The sequence below is a fragment of the Gordonia hydrophobica NBRC 16057 genome, from assembly GCF_001592365.1.
GTDB classification, from domain to species: Bacteria; Actinomycetota; Actinomycetes; order Mycobacteriales; family Mycobacteriaceae; genus Gordonia; species Gordonia hydrophobica.
The window spans coordinates 206,010-225,426 of the sequence record NZ_BCWU01000006.1 but is presented as its reverse complement, the minus strand read 5'-3'; the positions used below and the strand labels follow the sequence as shown (position 1 = coordinate 225,426).

The window sequence follows — 19,417 nt, the reverse complement described above, 5'->3', positions numbered from 1 at the left end:
CTGAACATGTTCAATGAACGCGTTCAAACATCGCGATCGCACCAGCGTGAGCAGACGCGAGACGCGGTCGTCGCTGCGGCTCAGCGCTTGTTTCTTCGCACTGGATTCCGAAGCGCGACCGTTCGGGCGATCGCCGTTGAGGCAGGCGTCAGTACCGGCACGGTGATGGGCGTCGGCGACAAGGATGCGCTTCTCCTGGAGTGCTACGACCGCTGGATCGGAGACGTTCACGCCGCGGATGACGGCGGCGTCCGCCGTGCCGACGAGTTGACGGTGCCGCAGCGGATCGGGGAGACCGTCGCGCCCTTCGTCGCACTCTTCGACGAACATCCGGAACTCGCTCGTGAGTACGGATCGATCCTGACTCGGGGAACCCATCGAACCGAGGTGTTCACGAGCCTGGCCGTCGCCCTGAACGTCGCCTTTGCGGACATCTACCGCGACGCCGGGCTCGGTGATCGTGCCGATGCGGCCGGACGGACCACCTACCTCGCCTACCTCGGGTTGCTGATGGCGACCGCGGCCACCGGCGCGCCGATGAGAACGATCCGAGATCGGCTCGAGGAGGTCGCTGCGGACCTTCTCGGCGTCGGCTGACCGCTTTGCTGCCGAGCACTGTGCCCCCAAAAGACAAGGACCCAGCCATGTTCGACATCCCCTCACCAGTGTGGCCCACCGCGGTGCTCATCGTCGTCCTGGTGGGCGACGCCGTGATCTCCGCGATCCCCGTCCAACTCGTCCGCGACTGCATGGACGGCGTTCGATTTCCCGTCGATGACTGGGGCTGGGCGCTCGCGTACATCAAGGTGGTCGCCGTTGCCGGGCTGATCGTCGGACTGTGGCAGCCCGGTGTCGGCGTCGCCGCGACGGCAGGCGTGATCGCCTACTTCGTCGCGGCGACCGTCGCTCACCTTCGAGCGCGGAGCCTCGGGTCCACGTTCTGGGTCAACTGCCTCGGCATGCTCGCGATCTCGCTCGCCGTTCTGGTCTCCTCGTACGTCATCGGATAGGCGCACCCCAGCTCACCGAGTCACGGATTCTTCCTTTGACGATCTTGCCGCCCGGATTGCGCGGGAGCGGCTCGTCGATGACCGAGACGTATTGCGGCACCTTGAAATCGGCGATCTGAGCGGCGACCGCGCCGATGATCTGATCCACGTCGATCGGGTCACCGCCGCTGTAGACCACGGCACCGACCTTCTCGCCCAGGACGTCGTCCGGCACTGCGATCACCGCGGCCTCGAGAACGCCGGGCACCGCCATGAGAGCGGCCTCGACCTCGATGCTCGAGACGTTCTCGCCGCCGCGGTTGATGATGTCCTTGGTGCGGTCGACGATGTGGATGCGGCCGGCGTCGTCGACCCGCACCACGTCACCGGTGTGCAGCCACCCGTCGATGATCGTGGCGGCGGTCGCGTCGGGTCGTTGCCAGTACCCGGAGGTGATGTTGGACCCGCGCACCACCAGCTCGCCGAAGCGGTCGTCGGCGTCGTCGAAGGGGAGAACGCCGAGCTCGACCGACGGCACCGCGTAGCCGACGGAGTCCGCGTGATCCACGGCGTCCTCGTGCGGCAGCACGGTCATGAGCGACGCCGACTCGGTCATCCCGTACCCGTTCGCCACTCGAGCGGCGGGGAACGCCGTCTTCAGTGCCTGGACGAGCGTCGGGGCGATCGGGGCGCCGCCGTAGGCCACCCACCCGATGCGCGCGGTGTCGAGGGCGGCGAGCGCCGGTCGACGGAGCATCAGCGCGTAGATGGCGGGTACGGTGACCATGAACGTGATCTGCTCGTCGGCGATGGCGGTGATGAGCGCATCCACGTCGAGTGTCGGCATGATGACGGCCGTGCCGCCGTAAAAGGCGGCGACGAGCAGTTGCGAGTTGCACCCGGTGACGTGGAACAGCGGCACGCAGATCAGCGTCCGCATCGCGGCGCCGATGTCGTCGGGGATGGCGAAGCACCGTGCGACGTTGGCGGTGTTGGTGAGGAAGGCCTCATGGGTGGTCGGGACGCCTTTGGGACGACCGGTGGTTCCCGAGGTGTAGAAGAGCGCCGCGACGTCGTGGAGAGTCGCTGACTCGTCGACGTAGGCGTCGCCGTCGGGGAGTGCGACGTCCGGCGCGAGATCGACCGTCGCTCCCGAGTCCTCGAGGAGGAACTCGACCTCGGGCCGGGTGGACCGGGTGTTGACGGCGACCACCACTCCGCCGGCGAACAGGATGCCCCAGAACGCGACCACCCAGTCCACGCCCGCCGGGTAGCGGAGCGCGACCCGATCGCCGCGACGGAGTCCGCCTGCGCGGAGTCCGCCCGCGACTCGCGCCGCGCGATTCCAGAGGTGCTGGTAGGTCAGGCGGTCGCCGCCGAGCTCGACGAGTGCCTCCGCGTCGGGCGTTCGCGTGGCATGGGCGGCGAGCATCGCGATCAGGGACGACGGCAGGTCGTCGAAATGCGGGGCGCCTGCGGCGTCGACGGTGACGCCGTTCTGCGGGAACGGGTTCGACTCCCGCCCGACCGGCACGACCGCCGGCATCACGCGGCCCGCTCGAAGTAGGTGCGGGGGTTGTCGACGAGCATCGCGGTGATCTGCTCATCGGTCACGCCGCGTTCACGGAGTGCAGGCAGCACGTCGTCGTGGATGTGCGTGTAATGCCAGTTCGGGAGCGCCGCCGCGCGTGCCGCCTCGGGGTAGAAGTCGGAGTAGCACGACGCGTCGTGCGACAGCACCAGCTGGCCCACGTAGCCGCCGTGGACCATCTCGGCGACCATGCGGACCCGCTCCTCGAACGGTGAGAACGCATCGATGCCGAAGCGGTCCATGCCGAGCACGGCGCCGGTGTCGGCGAGCTTCTTGAGGTAGTCGAGGTCGGTGGTGTCGCCGCTGTGCCCGAGGACCACCTTGCTCATGTCGCACCCCTCGTCGGCGAAGATCCCGGCGGCCACGAGGCCGGTCTCGTTGCCGACGTGCGTGTGGACGGTGATCGGCGTGCCGGTCTCGACGTGTGCCTGCGCCACCGCACGCATCACCCGCTCCACACCGGGCGTGAGACCGGCTTCGTCGATGGCGCACTTGAGCAGCCCCGCCTTCACCCCCGTGTCGGCGATGCCGTTGCGGACGTCGCCGACGAACAACTCGGTCATCGGATCGACGCCGAAGTCGAAGACCTTGCCGGGGCCGGTGAAATGAAACTGGACCGGCTCGTCGTGGTAGGTGTAGATGCCGGTGGCGCACACGATGTTGAGGTCGACCTGCTCGTTGATCCGTTGGATCCGCGGCAGATACCTGCCGAGGCCGATCACCGTCGGGTCGACGATGGTGCGGACACCGCGTGAGGCGACGTCGGCGAGTTTGCTGACGGCGTCGGCGACCCGCGCGTCCTCGTCCCAGTGGTCCGGATAGTCCGGGAAATTGGCGCGGATCTCGGTGCCGATGGTGAACACATGCTCGTGCATCAGCACTTGGCCCAGATCGTTCACGTCGACCTGACCTCTGACTGTCTCTACGAAAGTCATCGATGCTCCTTCGTTGCGGGAACCGGAATGGACGCACTGGTGAGCGGCGTCACGGTGTCGATCATGCGCGTTCAGTCGGGATCCGTGGGCGGTTTGGCACGACAACGTTCACCGGACCGGGACGTCGCGGTCGACATTCGGGTGCGTGGCACCATGGTCGGCATGGCTACGCTCTGGGCGATCAGTGATCTCCACGTCTCACATCGCGGCAACGCGCCGATCCTGGACCAGGTCAAGGCGACGGATTCGGCGGACTGGTTGATCGTGGCGGGCGACGTCGCCGAGCGCACCGACGACATCATCGACACGCTGCGCCGGCTCAAGAACCGCTTCCACACGGTGATCTGGGTGCCCGGTAATCACGAGCTCTACACGACGGCGAAGGATCCGCTGCAGGTCTTCGGCGTCGCTCGCTACGACTACCTGGTGCAGGCCTGCCGGGACATCGGCGTCCTCACGCCTGAAGACCAGTACCCGCAGTTCGATCCCGGCGACGGCACCGAGCCGGTCCGCGTGGTTCCGATGTTCCTGCTGTACGACTACACCTTCCGCCCCGAGGGGACCGCGACGGCCCTGCAGGCGCTCGCGGTGGCGCGCGAGGCGAACGTCGTCGCGACAGACGAGTTCCTCCTCTCACCCGAGCCCTTCGGCACCCGCGACGCGTGGAGTCGCGCACGGATCGAGGCCACCCGCGAGCGGCTCGAGGCGCTGGACCCCGCGGAGAAGACCGTCCTCATCAACCATTGGCCGCTGCGCCGCGAGCCGACCGATGCGCTGTTCTATCCGGAGTTCGCGCTGTGGTGCGGTTCGGTGCTGACCGACGACTGGCACACCCGCTTCAACGCGATGTGCTGCGTGTACGGGCACCTCCACATCCCACGCACCACCTGGTACGACGACGTCCGGTTCGAAGAGGTCTCGGTCGGCTACCCGCGCGAGTGGAACCGTCGCGGGCTCCCGCAGCCGTTGCTGCGGAAGATCGCGCCCGACGACGGCCTGCGACCCGAGGACCTGCACGAGTTCGGCGCGCGCTTCGACCTCCCCGAGGACTACAAAGAACGCGCGGCGGAGTTCCGTGCCCAAGTGGAGCGCACCCGTGCGCGTCGTGCCGAGTCGAACCGGAAGGATCCCATCCAGTGATCGAAGACCTGATGCCTGCGGGCGTGGGGAGTGCGGAAGCGTTCGGCGACCCCGATGGGCTCACCGTGATGCCCGCCGAGGAATCGCTGATCGTCAACGCCGTCGCCAAACGCAGGCGGGAGTTCACCACCGCCCGGCACTGTGCACGCCAGGCGCTGGGGCAGTTGGGCATCGACCCGGTCCCGATCCTTCGCGGCGAGCGCGGGATGCCGCTGTGGCCGCGACAGGTGGTCGGCAGCATGACCCACTGCGACGGTTACCGCGCGGCCGTGACGGCGTACTCCATGCAGGTGCGATCGGTCGGCATCGACGCGGAACCGCATGAGGCACTGCCCGACGGCGTGCTCGACCACACCAGCATCGAGGCCGAACGCGAGGTGCTCGCCACCCGCGGCGACGACCTGCACTGGGATCGGCTCCTGTTCTGCGCCAAGGAGGCCACCTACAAGGCGTGGTTCCCGGTGACGCAGCGATGGCTCGGCTTCGAGGACGCGCACATCACGTTCGAGCGTGACGACACGATTGGGACGGCGGGCGAGCCTGCCGGTACGTTCAGTTCGACCATCCTGATCGACGGCGCGGCGATCGACGGCGGAGCACCGCTGTTGACGCTGCCCGGCCGCTGGCAGATCTCCCGCGGCCTGATCCTGACCACGATTGCACTCACCTGACATGGCAGACACCTCCATCGAGAACGCCGGGCTCCTCGTCGTCGACAAGGACGCCGGAGTCACCAGCCACGACGTCGTCTCGAAATGCCGAAAGGCCTTCAATACCCGCCGCGTGGGCCACGCGGGCACCCTCGACCCGATGGCCACGGGCGTGCTCGTCATCGGCGTCGAACGGGCCACCAAACTGCTGGGTCTGCTGTCGCTGACCACGAAGTCGTACACCGCGACCATCCGGCTCGGCCAGGGGACCACCACCGACGACGCCGAGGGCGAGGTCCTCGAGACGGTCGACGCCTCGGGTGTGTCCGACGATCAGATCGCGGCCGTCGTCGCCGGCCTCACCGGTGACATCCAGCAGGTGCCTGCGAAGGTCAGCGCCATCAAGGTCGACGGCAGGCGCGCGCACGCGCTGGTGCGCACGGGCGCGGAGTTCGAGTTGGAGTCCCGCCCGGTCACCGTGCATCGGTTCGACATCCTGGCGACCCGCCGGGACGGCGGCTTCGTCGATCTGGACGTCGCAGTGGACTGCTCGTCAGGCACCTACATCCGATCGCTGGCACGAGACCTCGGCGCCGCACTCGGTGTCGGTGGTCACCTCACCGTGCTGCGGCGGACCGCGGTCGGGCCGTTCACTCTGGAGCACTCGCGCACCATGGACGACGTGACCGCAGCGCCCGGTTTGAGCCTCGGCATCGACGACGCCGCCAAACTCTGCTTCCCGCACCGCGAGATCTCCGACGACGACGCCGAGTCCATCAGCCAGGGTCGCTGGCTGACACCGATCGGGATGAAGGGGATCTACACCGTCGTCGACCCGTCGGGGCAGGCCATCGCCCTCATCCAGGAGAAGGGCCGCCGGGCGAGTTCGGTGATGGTCGTACGACCGGCGACGCTGCGCTGAAGCGGCGTCGATCTGTCACACCACGCCACCGGGCTCGGGACGGTTATCTGAGCTTGGTCGCTGATCGCTGAGCGTCGCAGAACTCGAAGTGATCGGTTGTCGCCCTCGATCGCCAGAGGACCAGGATGACGGGGACCGAGACGACCACCCCGACAATCGACAGGCACCACAGCCCCGCCCACACCGTCGCGATGATCTTGACGGTGTTGCCCGGATAGAGGACGAGCGCTCCGCCGATCGCCATCGCAATCACGCCGAGGACGACCGAGAGGGCGCCACCCGAACTCGGCATGTTGGAGGAATTGGTGGTGCCCGCCACAATGACGGACACGAGCACCACAAACCCCGTGACGACGAAGACCGCGGATACGAGGAGCAGCGGCAGCGGCGTTGACGGGCGTGGTCGGTCGGCAGGATTCGAGTAGCCGGGGTACGACGGCTGCCGGCCGGCTTGGACGTATCCGGGGAACGGTGCCGGTGGGTACTGCGGCTCGCGAGGCACCCCGTGCGGAGGGCGGTCGGGCGGGCTGAACGGTGATGACATGCGTCCTCGATCGATGTAGGCGGGAGAATCAGAACAGCGAGCGGCCGCGGAGACGCGATGCACGGGCGCGTCGGTAGTCGGCCAGTGCTGCTTCGTTCATCGCGACGGCGTTCGCTGCGCGCCGTGCGGCCTTGCGGTCGCGGTGATTCTGGACGGCTTCGTATGTGCTGCGCGCTCCGTTCATGATCGCGGCATTGCGGGCTCGGCGCGCATCCCGGGCGGCGGTTTGCTCCGGGCTGTCCAGTCCGCGCCAGATCGCGACGATCTCGTCGCGCGCCGGTAGTACACGTTCAACAGCGTGTCGACTCTGCTGGCCAGGTCGGCCGAGTCAAGCATGTCCATGTTCTCTCGGCTGGTATAGCGGACGAGGTCGGTGGTCGAGTTGGCCCATGTTTCCGGACCGAGTGCATGCCCGAGCTGGTACTCGGCCAGGCGGCCCCAACGCCATGCCTGGAACTGCGCGTCGTCCGACGGGCCGAAGACGTCGACGTGCTGGTCCAGCAGAGCGGCGATCTGCGCGACGTTCTTGTCCGGCGCCGACAATGAGAGCAGAGATGTCAGTTGATCCCTGATCGCGTGGATCGCCGTGGCCGAATCGACGCCCGGGTAACAGTGAGTGATGACTGCTCGGTGCACCGCCGCACCGAAGGCCCAGTTCCAGGACTGCAGGAGATGTTGTCGAATGTGGCCGGGGTGCAGGGGCCGGTCTAGCAGTCGGGGAAAGAGCCACACCAGGCCCTGTTCGGTCGGCAGGCCTGCAGGCATCAGTGTCGGTCCTGGAATCCGTGGTGTCGGGGGCCCCGCATATCCAACGGTCCGCTGCAGTCGCATGATGCCGTCCGCGTCGAGGACGGGAGTGAGGGCGGAGGACGGTGGGGGTAGCATTCTGGCCTTCGTTACTTGGGGGATGTTCCTAGTCGAGTCCGAGCTGCTGCGCACGGGCGGGCACAGTCAGACTAGCGTTTGCACACAGAAGTGTGAGCACGTTGTCGATGTGTTCAGTATCCGGAGGCTGTTCGAGGGGTGGCTGACCAGCGCCGTTGCGCTGGTCGCGGGTGTGGGGAGACGCGCGTGGTGTCAGTCGAACGCAATACGCGTTCCACACACGAATGTGTGCATATGCGAGGATTCGTGGCGTGACTGACGATCCGCGATTCGACACTCCGGCGCAGAATCCTCAACTGGGGCGTGACGTGCCACCGGGCCCGTACCTTCAACCGCCGGGAGGCTTGACCCCTCCTCAAGCCGGGTGGCCGCCGATGCCTGGGCAACCTGGCAGTCAGCCGTACTTCGTTCCTGTCGGTGTCGCCGGTCAGCGAAATCCAGTGTGGCGCCGACTGCTCATCGGTGCGGCTGTCGGCGCGACGGTCGTCTTCTTCATCGCCTTGGTGATCTTCCTGGGTGTTGAGGGGCCCTCCGCGGGCGACGTTTTCCTCTACGCGTTAGCGTTCGCGATGCTGTATGGCGCAATTCCGGGAGGGTTGATCGGGCTGGCCGTGCACTGGGTGAAACAGCGCCAGGGGCCCTCCGGCCAGGGCGTCCCGCTGATGAACCCAGTGCCGCCGATGAACCCAGTGCCGCCGAATCACTTCGGGATGCAGTCTCCGCCGAACCAGCCTCCGCAGAACCAAGCTCCGCCGAACCAGCCTCCGCCGGGGCCGGGCTGGTCGGGCCACTCCTGATCGAGCGGCCGACACCGTCGCCCGCGACGGTCGTCTACTGATCCAAGAAGATAGCGCGTGCCGCGATGTCGCCGAGGTGGATCGGTTCCGAGTCGTCGACGCACACGGTGATGGTGCCCGCGAACGGACGTTTCTCGGTGACCGTCACGCGGCAGTCGAGGTTGATGCCGATCTCCTCGAAGTAGCGCAGGATCTCCGGATCGGAGTCCGAGATGCGGGTGATGACACCCGACTGCTCCACGTCGAGATCGGCGAGCTGCAGCGAACCCGCCTCGGGGACGATGCCGTCCGCACCCGGGATGGGATCGCCGTGCGGATCGCGCTTCGGGTGGCCGAGCTTCGCGTCGATGTGGCTCAGCAACTGCTCGGAGACGGCGTGCTCGAGGATCTCGGCCTCGTCGTGCACCTCATCCCATCGATAGCCGAGTTCGCGGACGAGGAAGGTCTCCAGGAGTCGGTGGCGTCGGACCATGTCGACTGCGGCGACCCGACCCGTGTCGGTCAGGGTGACCGCACCGTACGGGGCATGGTCGACGAGGCCCTGATCGGCCAGCTTGCGAATCCCCTCCGACGCGGTCGACGGCGAGACGCCGAGCTTCTCAGCCAGCAGCTTGGTGGTGACCTTCGTGTCCGACCACTCCTGCGATGTCCAAATGACCTTCAAATAGTCCTGGGTAACCGAGGTGAGTTCGCTCACCGGGCGAGTGTCGGGCATGAATACGACCATACCCAGTTACATGCCGTTCGCTGAACGCTCCGCGCCCAGGAACGGGGTTACATGCCGTTCGCTGAACGCTCCGCGCCCAGGAACGGGGCCGGGGGAGCAGCTCGAGGCGAGAACGCGGCAGCGAATGCGCGCCGGTGCGGGGTGGTCGTACTCTTATCGTGTGTTGCGTTGGCGAGGTTTGGACGAGGTCCCTGCTGGCTGGGGTCGATGCGTGGTCACCATCGGCGTCTTCGATGGCGTGCATCGCGGGCATGCTCAATTGATCGCTGCGGCGACCAAGGCGGCGGCCGAACGCGGAGTGCCGTCGGTGCTGATGACCTTCGACCCCCACCCGTCGGAGGTGGTGCGGCCCGGCACCCATCCGCCGCAGCTGTCCACGCTGCGTCGTCGCGCCGAACTCGCGGAGGAACTGGGCATCGACGTCTTCTGCGTCATCCCGTTCAACCTGACCCTGTCGGCGCAGTCGCCGGAGGACTTCGTGCACTCGGTGCTCGTCGAAGAGCTGCACGCCGCAGAAGTCGTCGTCGGAGACAACTTCACCTTCGGACACAAGGCTGCGGGCGACGTTCCCAAACTCCGGGAACTCGGCGAGCGATTCGGCTTCGAAGTCACCGGCGTCTCGCTGTTCGGCGAACACGCCGTCACCTACTCCTCGACCTACATCCGCTCGTGCATCGCCGCGGGCGACGTGGAGTTGGCGGCCGAGGCGCTCGGACGTCCGCACCGCGTCGAAGGCGTCGTGGTACACGGCGAACGACGGGGCCGCGACCTCGGCTATCCGACCGCCAACGTTGCGCCGCCGCCCCACGCGGCGATCCCCGGAGACGGCGTCTACGCCGCCTGGTTCAGCGTCCTGGACAGTGCGACCGAACCGGCCGGGATAGCGCTCGGTGAGCGCTATCCCGCCGCCGTCTCAGTCGGCACCAACCCGACGTTCTCGGGTCGCAACCGCACCGTCGAGGCATACGTGATCGATGTGAACGCCGACTTCTACGGGCAGCACGTCGCGGTCGAGTTCGTCGCCCGACTCCGCGGCATGGAGCCCTTCGACAGCGTGGACGCCCTGATCGCGGCGATGGCGAACGACGTCGAGCGAACCCGCACGATCCTGGCCGCCGAAGACGGTGGCGCCGACCGTCGTACCGAAGGCTGACGCCGCGGCGCGATTGCGTCGTGCGGACGTCGGGCTGGTAGACTCCTTCGCTGGTGTCAGCTGCGGTCCGCGGTGGCGCACCCCCTGCTGGTGCAGGGCCCAGAGCGCGGAACTGAAACAAGGAGATCTCTCATGGCTCTGACTGCCGAAGAGAAGAAGGCCGTCCTGTCCGAGTATGGACTGCACGAGACCGACACCGGTTCGCCCGAGGCGCAGATCGCTCTGCTGACCAAGCGCATCACCGACCTGACCGAGCACCTCAAGCACCACAAGCACGACCACCACAGCCGTCGTGGTCTGCTGCTGCTCGTCGGCCGTCGTCGTCGCCTGCTCAAGTACATCGCGGCAACGGACATCAGCCGTTACCGCTCGCTGATCGAGCGCCTGGGTCTGCGTCGCTGAGACGCTTCCCGTCTTCTTGAGAACCGGCCGCGTCACCGTCAGGTGACACGGCCGGTTCGGTGTTTCGCTGCGCAGTCTCTCGGGGTGGAGGAGCATGGACTCATATGAGCGAGCCTCCCGTCACCCCGGCTGTCACATACCTCGACCCGAAGGCGGCGACCGCCTGGCTCACCACGGCCTTCGGGTTCACCCTCTCCATGGCGATCGAGGGACCGCCCGACGCGCCCGGAGCGTCGCACTACGAGATGGACACCCCCGGCGGCGGTCGGATCATGGTCGGCGGCCGGTGGACCGACCGGACGCGCAGCCCCGCCGAGCTCGACGGCGCCAACACCCAGTCCGTGCACGTGCAGCTCCCCGACGGGCTCGACGACCACTGCGAGCGAGCGCGCGCCGCGGGCGCCCGGATCGTGGCCGAGCCCGCCGATCAGTTCTTCGGCGATCGAACGTATCGAGCCGCTGACGTCGAAGGTCATCTGTGGACGTTCGCCGTGCATGTGTGCGACGTCAGTCGGGCCGACGCCGAGGCGATCATCGGCCTTCCGATCGTCGCGACGCACTGGGAGTGACCGCCCTGCGCTCAGCAGGGGAAATGTTAGACTCGTCAGCGGACGATCAGCTGCTCGGCAGCGAATCGGACGTGATTGTCGGATCGGTCCTCGGTAGTGGCCGCCGGAAAATCGATCGACGGGTACCGTCGCGACGTTCCGGCCGCTTCGATCGAAGGCCGTCTGCTCACAGCGCAGGTGCGCTGTTCATGTCCGGCGCGAGTCTCGCGCCGATCGCCCGCCGGTTCTGCGCGTCCTGTGCGAGCCGGCTGCTGCATAAGGTCGCAGCCCCCGGAGTCGGGAGCCGCCGCGATCGCAACGAAAGGGAAAACCTCTTGACTGATGTCAACGCCGACTTCGATGATTCGGTCACCGAAGTCTCCGCCGTCATCGACAACGGGTCGTTCGGCACCCGCACGATCACGTTCGAGACCGGCCGTCTGGCCCTGCAGGCCGCAGGCTCGGTCGTCGCCTACCTCGATGAGGGCACCATGCTGCTCTCGACCACCACCGCGTCCAAGTCGCCGAAGGAGCACTTCGACTTCTTCCCGCTGACCGTCGACGTCGAAGAGCGCATGTACGCCGCGGGCCGCATCCCCGGCTCGTTCTTCCGCCGCGAGGGCCGCCCGTCGACCGACGCGATCCTGACCTGCCGTCTGATCGACCGTCCGCTGCGCCCGTCGTTCGTCGACGGCCTGCGCAATGAGATCCAGATCGTCGAGACCGTCCTGTCGCTGGATCCGAAAGACCTGTACGACGTCGTCGCGATCAACGCGGCCTCGGCGTCGACCCAGATCTCCGGTCTGCCGTTCTCCGGTCCGATCGGCGGCGTGCGCGTCGCACTGATCCCGACTGAGGAGAACAAGGCCGGCCAGTGGGTCGCGTTCCCGACCGTCGAACAGCTCGAGGACGCCGTGTTCAACATGGTCGTCGCCGGCCGCCTGGTTGACGGCGACGTCGCGATCATGATGGTCGAGGCGGAGGCCACGCACAACGTGCTCGAGCATCTCGCCGACGGTGCGCAGGCGCCGAACGAAGCCGTCGTCGCCGAGGGCCTGGAGGCGGCCAAGCCGTTCATCGCCACGCTGTGCGAGGCGCAGAAGCAGCTCGCCGACGCGGCCGCCAAGGAGACCCGCGAGTTCCCGCTGTTCCCGCCGTACCAGGACGACGCCTACCAGGCCGTCGCCGAGTTCGCGACGAAGCGCCTGGGCGAGGCGATGTCGATCGCCGACAAGCAGGACCGCGACGCCGCCACCGATGCGCTCAAGGGCGACGTCCTGGAAGCGCTCGGCGAGCGCTTCGAGGGACGCGAGGGCGAGCTGGGCGCGGCCTACCGCTCGGTCACCAAGCAGGTGGTGCGCCAGCGAATCCTGACCGACCACTTCCGGATCGACGGCCGCGGCATCACCGACATCCGTGCCCTGTCGGCCGAGATCGGTCTGGTTCCGCGTGCCCACGGCAGCGCGCTCTTCGAGCGTGGCGAGACCCAGATCATGGGTGTCACCACCCTCGACATGGTCAAGATGGCCCAGCAGATCGACTCGCTCGGCCCCGAGACCAGCAAGCGGTACATGCACCACTACAACTTCCCGCCGTACTCGACCGGTGAGACCGGTCGCGTCGGATCGCCGAAGCGTCGCGAGATCGGTCACGGTGCTCTCGCCGAGCGCGCCCTGGTGCCGGTCCTCCCGAGCGTCGAGGAGTTCCCGTACGCGATCCGTCAGGTGTCCGAGGCCCTCGGCTCCAACGGCTCCACGTCGATGGGCTCGGTCTGTGCGTCGACCATCTCGATGCTGAACGCGGGCGTCCCGCTGAAGGCTCCGGTGGCGGGCATCGCCATGGGTCTGGTCTCCGATGAGGTCACCATCGACGGCAAGACCGAGACCCGGTACGTCGCCCTCACCGACATCCTGGGTGCCGAAGACGCGTTCGGTGACATGGACTTCAAGGTCGCGGGCACCAAGGACTTCGTGACGGCCCTGCAACTCGACACCAAGCTCGACGGCATCCCGTCGAAGGTCCTGGCCGGCGCGCTGAGCCAGGCCAAACAGGCTCGCCTCACCATCCTGGACGTCCTGGCCGAGGCCATCGACGAGCCCGACGAGATGAGCCCGTACGCACCGCGGATCACCACCGTGAAGATCCCGATGGACAAGATCGGCGAGCTGATCGGCCCCAAGGGCAAGACGATCAACGGCATCACCGAGGAGACCGGCGCCAACATCTCGATCGAGGACGATGGCACCGTGTTCATCGGCGCCGCCGACGGCCCGTCCGCACAGGCGGCGATCGACAAGGTCAACGCCATCGCCAACCCGCAGCTGCCCAAGGTCGGGGAGCGCTTTCTGGGCACCGTCGTCAAGACGGCCGCTTTCGGCGCCTTCGTCTCGCTGCTGCCGGGTCGCGACGGACTGGTCCACATCAGCAAGCTCGGCAACGGCAAGCGGATCGGCAAGGTCGAGGACGTCGTCAAGGTGGGCGACAAGCTCCAGGTGGAGATCGCCGACATCGACGAGCGCGGCAAGATCAGCCTCGTGCCGGTGCGCGACGATGCTGACGAGAAGAAGGACGAGGCTGCGGCCGACGCCTGATCCTCTGAACTGACGCTTCGGCCCGTGACGATCCTTCGTCGCGGGCCGAAGTCGTTCTCTGTCATCCGGTTCGGGCGTGTGCAAGGCTGAACGCATGAACCTCGATGAGTACATGCGGTACGACGCGACGGGTCTCGCCGAGCTGGTCGCCGACGGACAGGTGACCTCGGCGGAACTGCTGGACCTGGCACGGCAGCGGCTGCGCGGCGTGAACCCGGCGATCAACTCGGTCGTGATCGAGACCGAGGCGGAGGCGGACATCCGCGTGCAGCATCCGCTGCCCGGACCGTTCGCCGGGGTGCCGTTCCTGATCAAGGACTTGGCCCAGGAGTATCGCGGCTATCCCACGACCAGCGGGTGCCGGGCGCTCCGGAACACCGTCGAAACGGAGAACGCACTGGTCACCGACCGGTTCCTTGACGCCGGGCTGGTGATCTTCGGCAAGACCAACACGCCAGAGCTCGGTGCGAAGGGCATCACCGAGTCGGACCTGTGGGGACCGTGCCGGAACCCGTGGGACGTCTCGCGCACCCCGGGCGGCTCATCGGGCGGCTCGGCGGCCGCAGTCGCCGCGGGGATCGTGCCGGCGGCGGGCGCCAACGACGGTGGTGGATCGATCCGGATCCCGGCGGCGACCACCGGGCTGGTCGGCCTCAAACCGAGTCGCGGCCTGGCGCCGTACGGGCCGTCGTCGGGGGAGCCGATGTTCGGCATGGCGGTCCAGGGCGTGGTGGCGCGTACCGTGCGCGACAGTGCGGGCCTGATGGACGCCATCGTCGACCCGAACCGGTTCGCCGATTATCAAGTGGCGCAACCGGACCGACCATTCGCCGAGGTTCTCGGCGACCGGCCGGCGCGACTGCGGATCGGCTTCTCGGGGCACTCCGCGATCCGCGGCGACGCGACCCCGGAGGCCACCGCGGCGCTCGAACACACCGCACAGCTGCTCGCCGATCTCGGGCATCACGTGGAAGAGGTCACGCCGCCCTACGACGACAAGGCGCTGGCGGAGACCTTCCTGACGATCTGGTTCGCGCAAGTGGTCGGTCAGGTCGCGGAGATCAAGGAGCGCACCGGAGCCGGCGACCGCGACTTCGAGGCCGACACGCTGGCGATGGTGGAGGTGGGGCGGGCGAACGGCGTCGCCAAGCTGTTCCGTGCGCTGGACGAGATCACCGGATACACGCGGGCGATGGAGACCTTCTACGAGTCCTTCGACTACTTCATGACGCCGACGCTCGCGGAGTCGCCGATCAAGATCGGCGCCCTCGACACTCCGAAGCCGCTGCAGGCGGCCGCACGGATTGCGCACCGCGTGCACGGCGGATCGGCCATGGTGCGCACCGGGATCATCGACCAGATGATCGAGGCCAACCTCGGCTGGGTTCCCTACACTCAGCTCGCGAACCTGACCGGCAGGCCCGCGATCAGCGTTCCGGTGTACTGGACGCCCGAGGGGCTGCCGCTCGGTGTCTCCTTCAACGGCACCCTGGGGTCGGATGCGGCGCTGCTGCGATTGGCCGCGCAGCTCGAGGAGGCCGCACCGTGGATCCAGCGGTTCCCGGCGCAGCCGGTCAGCCGACCTTGATCCGACTGGTGGTCCCGGTGATCTCCCGCAGCCGCCCGGAGGGCGCTTTCACGTCGCCGTAGTACCGGATTCGATAGTCGCCTGCGGACGCGTGGCGGGGGATGCGCCAGGTGACGGTCACCTTCGACGCCGTCGCGCTGCCGCCGGGACGGACCCAGGTCATCTCGGTGGACTCGTGGTCGTCGTCGTAGGCGACCGCCCAGCCGGTTCCGGTGAATCGTTCGACGGCGAAGTAGCCCTGGGTGTTCCGGCCGCGACGGATCCGGTTGGTGGGGTGGGCACCGCAGAACGAGACCGTGAGGGTGGTGCCTGCGGTCGCGGTTGCGGGCACGCTCGAGACCACCTGCCCGAAGCGTCGGCCCGGCATCGGGGTGTCGGCGGGCCTGCCGCCCAGGAGATCGGGCTGCAGGGAGTCGCGATCGGCGGGGCGCGGTCCGGCGGGCTTGCGGATGCCGCGGGCCATCGATTGCGCCATCGCGTGGAACTCCTGCATGTACGCGCACAGCGTCCACCGGCCGAACAGTGTCTCACCGCCCTCATACTGCTGCGCGACGTACTCCTCCGGCGTCACGGTGTACTGGCTGTAGCCGTTGGAATAGCCTTGCAGGAGAACATTCTCCATCGGCAGGTCGAGGGCGTCGGCCACCAGGCGCCGGATGCGGAGCCCGGCCACGATCGTGGTCTCCGACGGCATCGCGGCCAGCGCGAGATCGCCGATCCGGATGAGCTGGATCGGTAGACGCTGCTCGATCCACGGACGCGGCGGCAGGAGTCCGAGCGGAAACAGGTCGGCTTTGGGCGCCTGGACGTCGACCATCCACGGGGCCGGAGTCGGGGTGGCTCCGGCTCCCAGTGCCATTGCCAACTCATTGCGCATGCCCTCGTGCAGGATGGCGAGCTGACTGCGGGTGTTGTCCTCCATGCTGGTGGCCGCGGCGGCCATGCCCATCATGGCGGGTGCGGTGCGGGTCGCCTTGCCGTTGGGCGTGTACTCGCCGGCGATGGTGATGTCGTTCAGATTCAGGTAGCGCGTGGCGGTCGTGACGCCCGTGCCGCGCATCGGTCGCGCACCGCGCAGAGCACGCTGACCGGCGTCGTCCTGGCGTCGACCGATCAGGATGCGGTTGGTGCGGTTGTTCGACGTCGGGCCGCCGGGGTGCATCTTGCGGAGCCAGAGGTTGGGCGTCATGTCACCCGCGTTGGTCTGCGCATGGGCGGCCACCAGACCGTCGGTGCGCTGCTCCGCCAGATATGACGCATAGCCCTTGTTGTCCGGGCCGATCTGGAAGTTCGCGTCGGTCAGCGAGGTGCCGTGGGTGGCGAACCAGGTGATCTCGCCGATCGTCCGGCCACCCTGCCTCAGGCGGAGTCCGGTCACCTGAGGGTCGATGTGCTCGGGGAAGTGGCGGCGGTCGGCGACCGGGTTCCGCTCGAAGGCGGTCAGCGACCGGTTGGCGCTGGCGTCGTGGAGCTCGTCCATCCCGAGTTCCACGGTGCCGGGCGCGAGACTGCGGTGCGCCTCGTCGACGGCGTCGAGCAGTCCCGCGAGTTCGGCGTCGAAGGAGTTGTGTCGGTGTCCCATCGCGGCGAGCGTGTAGGCGTAATCCCAGGAGGTGCCGCCGCACGAGTTGTGGTTGTGGGTGGCGTTCACGTTGACGTTGTGGACGGTATAGGTGCCGCCGTAGCGTTTCGCGAGCTCGGTGAGCAGGCGGTTGTGGTGCGAGGTGAACACGCACGCGATGTCCGCGGTAATGAACAGGACGCGCTCGCCGGTGGCGGCGTCGGCGATGACGAACGCGCGCGCCCAGGTCCGCTGGATGAGCCCCTTCGCCACTTGCTCGGCATCGGAGTAGCCCATCATGCCCTGTCCGGCGATCGCGCCGGTCATGTCGCCCTTGCCCGCGCCGACGAGGTAGCCGCCCGTGGCGTTCGCCTGTCCGGACTGGGACACGCTCAGCCCACCGAGGGTTGCACCCGCCGCCGTCGCCGTGGCGCCGACGACGGCGGCGTGGAGGAGGGAGCGGCGTGAGATGTCGGACATGGAGCTCCTCAAATGAAACGCGTTCTCGTGCTGGTCGAGTGTGACACTAACCTCAGTTGATCGAATGATCAAGAAGGGGTGGTCGTCTCGCCGCCGTGGCCGCGGCCGTGCCGTGCGGCACCGCTGCGGCGTGTCTCCTAGAGTGGTAGGCGATTCTCAAGACGAAAGGGTCCCTCATGGGCAACGGCATCCGCGTGGGTGTGCTTGGCAGCAATGGCAAGGTCGGCAAGGCGATCGTCGAAGGCGTCGACGGCTCCGCCGACACCGAGTTCACCGTCGGTGTCGACAAGGGGGACGCGCTCACCGGGTTCGTTGACTCGAAGACCCAGGTGGTCGTCGACTTCACGCATCCCGACGTCGTGATGGACAATCTGAAGTTCCTGGTGGAGAACGGGATCCACGCCGTTGTGGGGACCACCGGATTCACCCAGGAGCGTCTCGACACCGTCCGCGGATGGGTGGAGGCGAACCCGGGCGTCGGCGTGCTGATCGCCCCGAACTTCGCCATCGGTGCGGTGCTGTCGATGCACTTCGCACAACAGGCCGCGCGGTTCTTCGAGTCCGCCGAGGTCGTCGAACTCCATCACCCGCACAAGGCTGACGCACCGTCGGGCACTGCGGGTCGTACCGCCGCACTGATCGCCGCCGCTCGAGCCGAGGCCGGTCTGGGCGCGAGCCCCGATGCGACGTCGACCGGACTCGACGGGGCGCGTGGCGCCGACGTCGACGGGGTGCGGGTGCATTCGGTCCGCCTGGCGGGTCTCGTCGCCCACCAGGAGGTGCTCTTCGGCACGCAGGGCGAGACCCTGACCATTCGCCACGATTCGATGGATCGCAACTCGTTCGTCCCCGGTGTGCTGCTCGGTGTGCGCGAGATCGCCGGCCGCCCGGGCCTCACGGTGGGGCTCGAGTCGTTCATGGACCTGTAGCCGCTCGTGGCTGCCAAGAAGAAGTCGGACGCGCGACCGATCATCGCGGTGATCGCGTTTCTCGTCGTCGCACTCTGCGTCTACTTCGTGCTGCTCGGCCGGATCGCCGTCCAGTTGATCGGTCACGGCTCGATCGTGTCGATCGGTCTGGGCATCGGCGTCTTTCTGCTTCCGCTGCTCGGTGTCTGGATGGTGATCTCCACGCTGAAGTCGGGCATCGAACACCAGCGGATGGTCGCGGCGGCGCAGGAGCTCGGGCGCGATCTGGACACCGACTCGCTGCCGCGTCGTCCGTCCGGGCGCATCGAGAAGGACGCGGCGATGGAGCTGTTCGAGGAAGTGAAGACTGAGTGGGAGGCCGATCCGTCCGACTGGGTCAGCACCTACCGGATCGCGCGCGCATACGACTACGCCGGTGACCGCTCCCGGGCACGAGAGATGATGAAGCGGGCGAGCGAGCAGTACCGCCTGGCGCAGGCGAAGTGACGACATGGCCCGTCTGCTGATCGTTCACCACACGCCGTCGCCGCACTGCCAGGAGATGTTCGAGGCGGTGCTCGCGGGCGCCACCGACCCCGAGATCGAGGGCGTCGAAGTGGTGCGGCGGGCCGCGCTGTCGGTGTCACCCGCTGAGATGCTCGACGCCGACGGCTACCTGCTCGGCACCCCGGCCAACCTCGGTTACATGAGCGGTGCGCTGAAACACGCCTTCGACACCTGCTACTACCCGATTCTCGACTCCACGAAGGGGCGGCCCTACGGCCTGTTCATGCACGGCAACGTCGGTACCGAGGGCGCCGAGAAGAGTGTGCACTCCATCGCAGGCGGCCTCGGCTGGGTGAAGGCCGCGGCCGACGTCGTGATCTCGGGGAAGCCGACCAAGGAGCAACTGGAGGCGTGCTGGGAGCTCGGGGCGACTGTCGCTGCCGGACTAATGGAGTAGTCGCGCGCGACCTCGCGAATCCCGCTCGAAGCGTCGCCTCCC

General features: G+C 67.6%; 21 protein-coding genes. 14 read left to right on the top strand and 7 right to left on the bottom strand.

Going from position 1 to position 19,417, the window contains the following annotated elements; genetic code table 11:
* The first annotated feature begins 6 nt into the window (after positions 1 to 6).
* Complete coding sequence (locus tag GH2_RS12130; RefSeq protein ID WP_066167975.1) at positions 7 to 597, top strand: TetR/AcrR family transcriptional regulator; 591 nt, start codon at positions 7 to 9, stop codon at positions 595 to 597.
* 47 nt (positions 598 to 644) lie between these two features.
* Positions 645 to 1,010, top strand: a complete 366-nt coding sequence (locus GH2_RS12125; RefSeq protein ID WP_066167972.1) for a DoxX family protein — start codon at positions 645 to 647, stop codon at positions 1,008 to 1,010.
* On the opposite strand, the gene GH2_RS12120 is transcribed toward GH2_RS12125, so the two are convergent.
* Both GH2_RS12120 and GH2_RS12115 read right to left on the bottom strand, forming a co-directional pair.
* Positions 1,000 to 2,535: a class I adenylate-forming enzyme family protein gene (locus GH2_RS12120; RefSeq protein ID WP_066167968.1), complete on the bottom strand. Its 1,536-nt coding sequence runs from the start codon at positions 2,533 to 2,535 to the stop codon at positions 1,000 to 1,002. The genes GH2_RS12125 and GH2_RS12120 overlap by 11 nt on opposite strands.
* Positions 2,535 to 3,515: a phosphotriesterase family protein gene (locus GH2_RS12115; RefSeq protein ID WP_066167965.1), complete on the bottom strand. Its 981-nt coding sequence runs from the start codon at positions 3,513 to 3,515 to the stop codon at positions 2,535 to 2,537. Before GH2_RS12115 ends, GH2_RS12120 begins: the two co-directional genes overlap by 1 nt.
* Before the next feature lie 162 nt (positions 3,516 to 3,677).
* On the opposite strand from GH2_RS12115, the gene GH2_RS12110 reads away from it, so the two are divergent.
* The 3 genes from GH2_RS12110 to truB are packed head-to-tail and all read left to right on the top strand — an operon-like array spanning position 3,678 to position 6,227.
* Positions 3,678 to 4,655, top strand: coding sequence for a metallophosphoesterase family protein (locus tag GH2_RS12110; RefSeq protein ID WP_066168434.1), 978 nt, complete (start codon positions 3,678 to 3,680; stop codon positions 4,653 to 4,655).
* Positions 4,652 to 5,326, top strand: coding sequence for a 4'-phosphopantetheinyl transferase family protein (locus GH2_RS12105; protein WP_066167962.1), 675 nt, complete (start codon positions 4,652 to 4,654; stop codon positions 5,324 to 5,326). The genes GH2_RS12110 and GH2_RS12105 overlap by 4 nt, the downstream gene beginning before the upstream one ends.
* Position 5,327: 1 nt before the next feature.
* A complete protein-coding gene (gene truB, locus GH2_RS12100; RefSeq protein ID WP_066167960.1) occupies positions 5,328 to 6,227 on the top strand; it encodes a tRNA pseudouridine(55) synthase TruB in 900 nt (299 codons plus the stop codon).
* A 43-nt stretch (positions 6,228 to 6,270) separates the two neighbouring features.
* Here truB and GH2_RS12095 read toward each other — a convergent pair whose 3' ends face one another.
* From GH2_RS12095 to GH2_RS12090, 3 genes are read right to left on the bottom strand one after another with little or no spacing between them, the layout of a single operon-like run.
* Entirely contained in the window at positions 6,271 to 6,771 is a 501-nt protein-coding gene (locus GH2_RS12095) for a hypothetical protein (protein ID WP_066167956.1), read from the bottom strand.
* Between the two features lie 28 nt (positions 6,772 to 6,799).
* Positions 6,800 to 6,955, bottom strand: coding sequence for a hypothetical protein (locus GH2_RS21625; RefSeq protein WP_157086076.1), 156 nt, complete (start codon positions 6,953 to 6,955; stop codon positions 6,800 to 6,802).
* On the bottom strand, positions 6,952 to 7,536 hold the full coding sequence (locus GH2_RS12090) for a hypothetical protein (RefSeq protein WP_066167953.1): 585 nt from the start codon (positions 7,534 to 7,536) through the stop codon (positions 6,952 to 6,954). The genes GH2_RS21625 and GH2_RS12090 overlap by 4 nt, the downstream gene beginning before the upstream one ends.
* Positions 7,537 to 8,030: 494 nt before the next feature.
* On the opposite strand from GH2_RS12090, the gene GH2_RS12080 reads away from it, so the two are divergent.
* Positions 8,031 to 8,453 (top strand): hypothetical protein, encoded by a 423-nt coding sequence (locus GH2_RS12080; protein WP_157086075.1) that lies wholly within the window; start codon positions 8,031 to 8,033, stop codon positions 8,451 to 8,453.
* A gap of 34 nt (positions 8,454 to 8,487) precedes the next feature.
* Here the strand turns inward: GH2_RS12080 and GH2_RS12075 are convergent, their stop codons facing one another.
* Complete coding sequence (locus GH2_RS12075; protein WP_169802446.1) at positions 8,488 to 9,168, bottom strand: metal-dependent transcriptional regulator; 681 nt, start codon at positions 9,166 to 9,168, stop codon at positions 8,488 to 8,490.
* A gap of 172 nt (positions 9,169 to 9,340) precedes the next feature.
* On the opposite strand from GH2_RS12075, the gene GH2_RS12070 reads away from it, so the two are divergent.
* The 5 genes from GH2_RS12070 (at position 9,341) to GH2_RS12045 (ending at position 15,462) form a co-directional block, all read left to right on the top strand.
* On the top strand, positions 9,341 to 10,333 hold the full coding sequence (locus GH2_RS12070) for a bifunctional riboflavin kinase/FAD synthetase (RefSeq protein ID WP_084247474.1): 993 nt from the start codon (positions 9,341 to 9,343) through the stop codon (positions 10,331 to 10,333).
* 132 nt (positions 10,334 to 10,465) lie between these two features.
* Positions 10,466 to 10,735, top strand: coding sequence for a 30S ribosomal protein S15 (rpsO, locus tag GH2_RS12065; protein ID WP_066167941.1), 270 nt, complete (start codon positions 10,466 to 10,468; stop codon positions 10,733 to 10,735).
* Between the two features lie 104 nt (positions 10,736 to 10,839).
* Positions 10,840 to 11,304 (top strand): VOC family protein, encoded by a 465-nt coding sequence (locus GH2_RS12060; protein WP_066167937.1) that lies wholly within the window; start codon positions 10,840 to 10,842, stop codon positions 11,302 to 11,304.
* 314 nt (positions 11,305 to 11,618) lie between these two features.
* Entirely contained in the window at positions 11,619 to 13,874 is a 2,256-nt protein-coding gene (locus tag GH2_RS12050) for a polyribonucleotide nucleotidyltransferase (protein ID WP_066167932.1), read from the top strand.
* A 94-nt stretch (positions 13,875 to 13,968) separates the two neighbouring features.
* Complete coding sequence (locus tag GH2_RS12045; protein ID WP_066167929.1) at positions 13,969 to 15,462, top strand: amidase; 1,494 nt, start codon at positions 13,969 to 13,971, stop codon at positions 15,460 to 15,462.
* Here GH2_RS12045 and GH2_RS12040 read toward each other — a convergent pair.
* Positions 15,449 to 17,503 carry a neutral/alkaline non-lysosomal ceramidase N-terminal domain-containing protein gene (locus GH2_RS12040; RefSeq protein WP_066167926.1) on the bottom strand — a complete coding sequence of 685 codons (2,055 nt, stop codon included), beginning with the start codon at positions 17,501 to 17,503 and terminating at the stop codon, positions 15,449 to 15,451. The two genes, GH2_RS12045 and GH2_RS12040, sit on opposite strands and share 14 nt — an antisense overlap.
* Positions 17,504 to 17,679: 176 nt before the next feature.
* Here GH2_RS12040 and dapB point away from each other — a divergent pair, with 176 nt between their 5' ends.
* The 3 genes from dapB to GH2_RS12025 are packed head-to-tail and all read left to right on the top strand — an operon-like array spanning position 17,680 to position 19,375.
* Positions 17,680 to 18,432, top strand: a complete 753-nt coding sequence (gene dapB, locus GH2_RS12035) for a 4-hydroxy-tetrahydrodipicolinate reductase (protein WP_066167923.1) — start codon at positions 17,680 to 17,682, stop codon at positions 18,430 to 18,432.
* Between the two features lie 6 nt (positions 18,433 to 18,438).
* Positions 18,439 to 18,918 (top strand): hypothetical protein, encoded by a 480-nt coding sequence (locus GH2_RS12030; RefSeq protein ID WP_066167922.1) that lies wholly within the window; start codon positions 18,439 to 18,441, stop codon positions 18,916 to 18,918.
* Positions 18,919 to 18,922: 4 nt separating this feature from the next.
* Complete coding sequence (locus GH2_RS12025) at positions 18,923 to 19,375, top strand: flavodoxin family protein (protein ID WP_066167919.1); 453 nt, start codon at positions 18,923 to 18,925, stop codon at positions 19,373 to 19,375.
* Positions 19,376 to 19,417 lie beyond the last annotated feature (42 nt).

Bases quoted from the DNA above. Each gene is read 5' to 3' on its own strand.
- truB (WP_066167960.1), top strand. From the start codon at position 5,328: ATGGCAGACACCTCCATCGAGAACGCCGGGCTCCTCGTCGTCGACAAG.
- dapB (WP_066167923.1), top strand. From the start codon at position 17,680: ATGGGCAACGGCATCCGCGTGGGTGTGCTTGGCAGCAATGGCAAGGTC.
- GH2_RS12095 (WP_066167956.1), bottom strand. From the start codon at position 6,771: ATGTCATCACCGTTCAGCCCGCCCGACCGCCCTCCGCACGGGGTGCCT.
- GH2_RS21625 (WP_157086076.1), bottom strand. From the start codon at position 6,955: ATGAACGGAGCGCGCAGCACATACGAAGCCGTCCAGAATCACCGCGAC.
- GH2_RS12060 (WP_066167937.1), top strand. From the start codon at position 10,840: ATGAGCGAGCCTCCCGTCACCCCGGCTGTCACATACCTCGACCCGAAG.
- GH2_RS12075 (WP_169802446.1), bottom strand. From the start codon at position 9,168: ATGCCCGACACTCGCCCGGTGAGCGAACTCACCTCGGTTACCCAGGAC.
- GH2_RS12120 (WP_066167968.1), bottom strand. From the start codon at position 2,535: ATGCCGGCGGTCGTGCCGGTCGGGCGGGAGTCGAACCCGTTCCCGCAG.
- GH2_RS12090 (WP_066167953.1), bottom strand. From the start codon at position 7,536: ATGCCTGCAGGCCTGCCGACCGAACAGGGCCTGGTGTGGCTCTTTCCC.
- GH2_RS12110 (WP_066168434.1), top strand. From the start codon at position 3,678: ATGGCTACGCTCTGGGCGATCAGTGATCTCCACGTCTCACATCGCGGC.
- GH2_RS12080 (WP_157086075.1), top strand. From the start codon at position 8,031: ATGCCTGGGCAACCTGGCAGTCAGCCGTACTTCGTTCCTGTCGGTGTC.
- GH2_RS12130 (WP_066167975.1), top strand. From the start codon at position 7: ATGTTCAATGAACGCGTTCAAACATCGCGATCGCACCAGCGTGAGCAG.
- GH2_RS12045 (WP_066167929.1), top strand. From the start codon at position 13,969: ATGAACCTCGATGAGTACATGCGGTACGACGCGACGGGTCTCGCCGAG.
- GH2_RS12125 (WP_066167972.1), top strand. From the start codon at position 645: ATGTTCGACATCCCCTCACCAGTGTGGCCCACCGCGGTGCTCATCGTC.
- GH2_RS12025 (WP_066167919.1), top strand. From the start codon at position 18,923: ATGGCCCGTCTGCTGATCGTTCACCACACGCCGTCGCCGCACTGCCAG.
- GH2_RS12115 (WP_066167965.1), bottom strand. From the start codon at position 3,515: ATGACTTTCGTAGAGACAGTCAGAGGTCAGGTCGACGTGAACGATCTG.
- rpsO (WP_066167941.1), top strand. From the start codon at position 10,466: ATGGCTCTGACTGCCGAAGAGAAGAAGGCCGTCCTGTCCGAGTATGGA.
- GH2_RS12040 (WP_066167926.1), bottom strand. From the start codon at position 17,503: ATGTCCGACATCTCACGCCGCTCCCTCCTCCACGCCGCCGTCGTCGGC.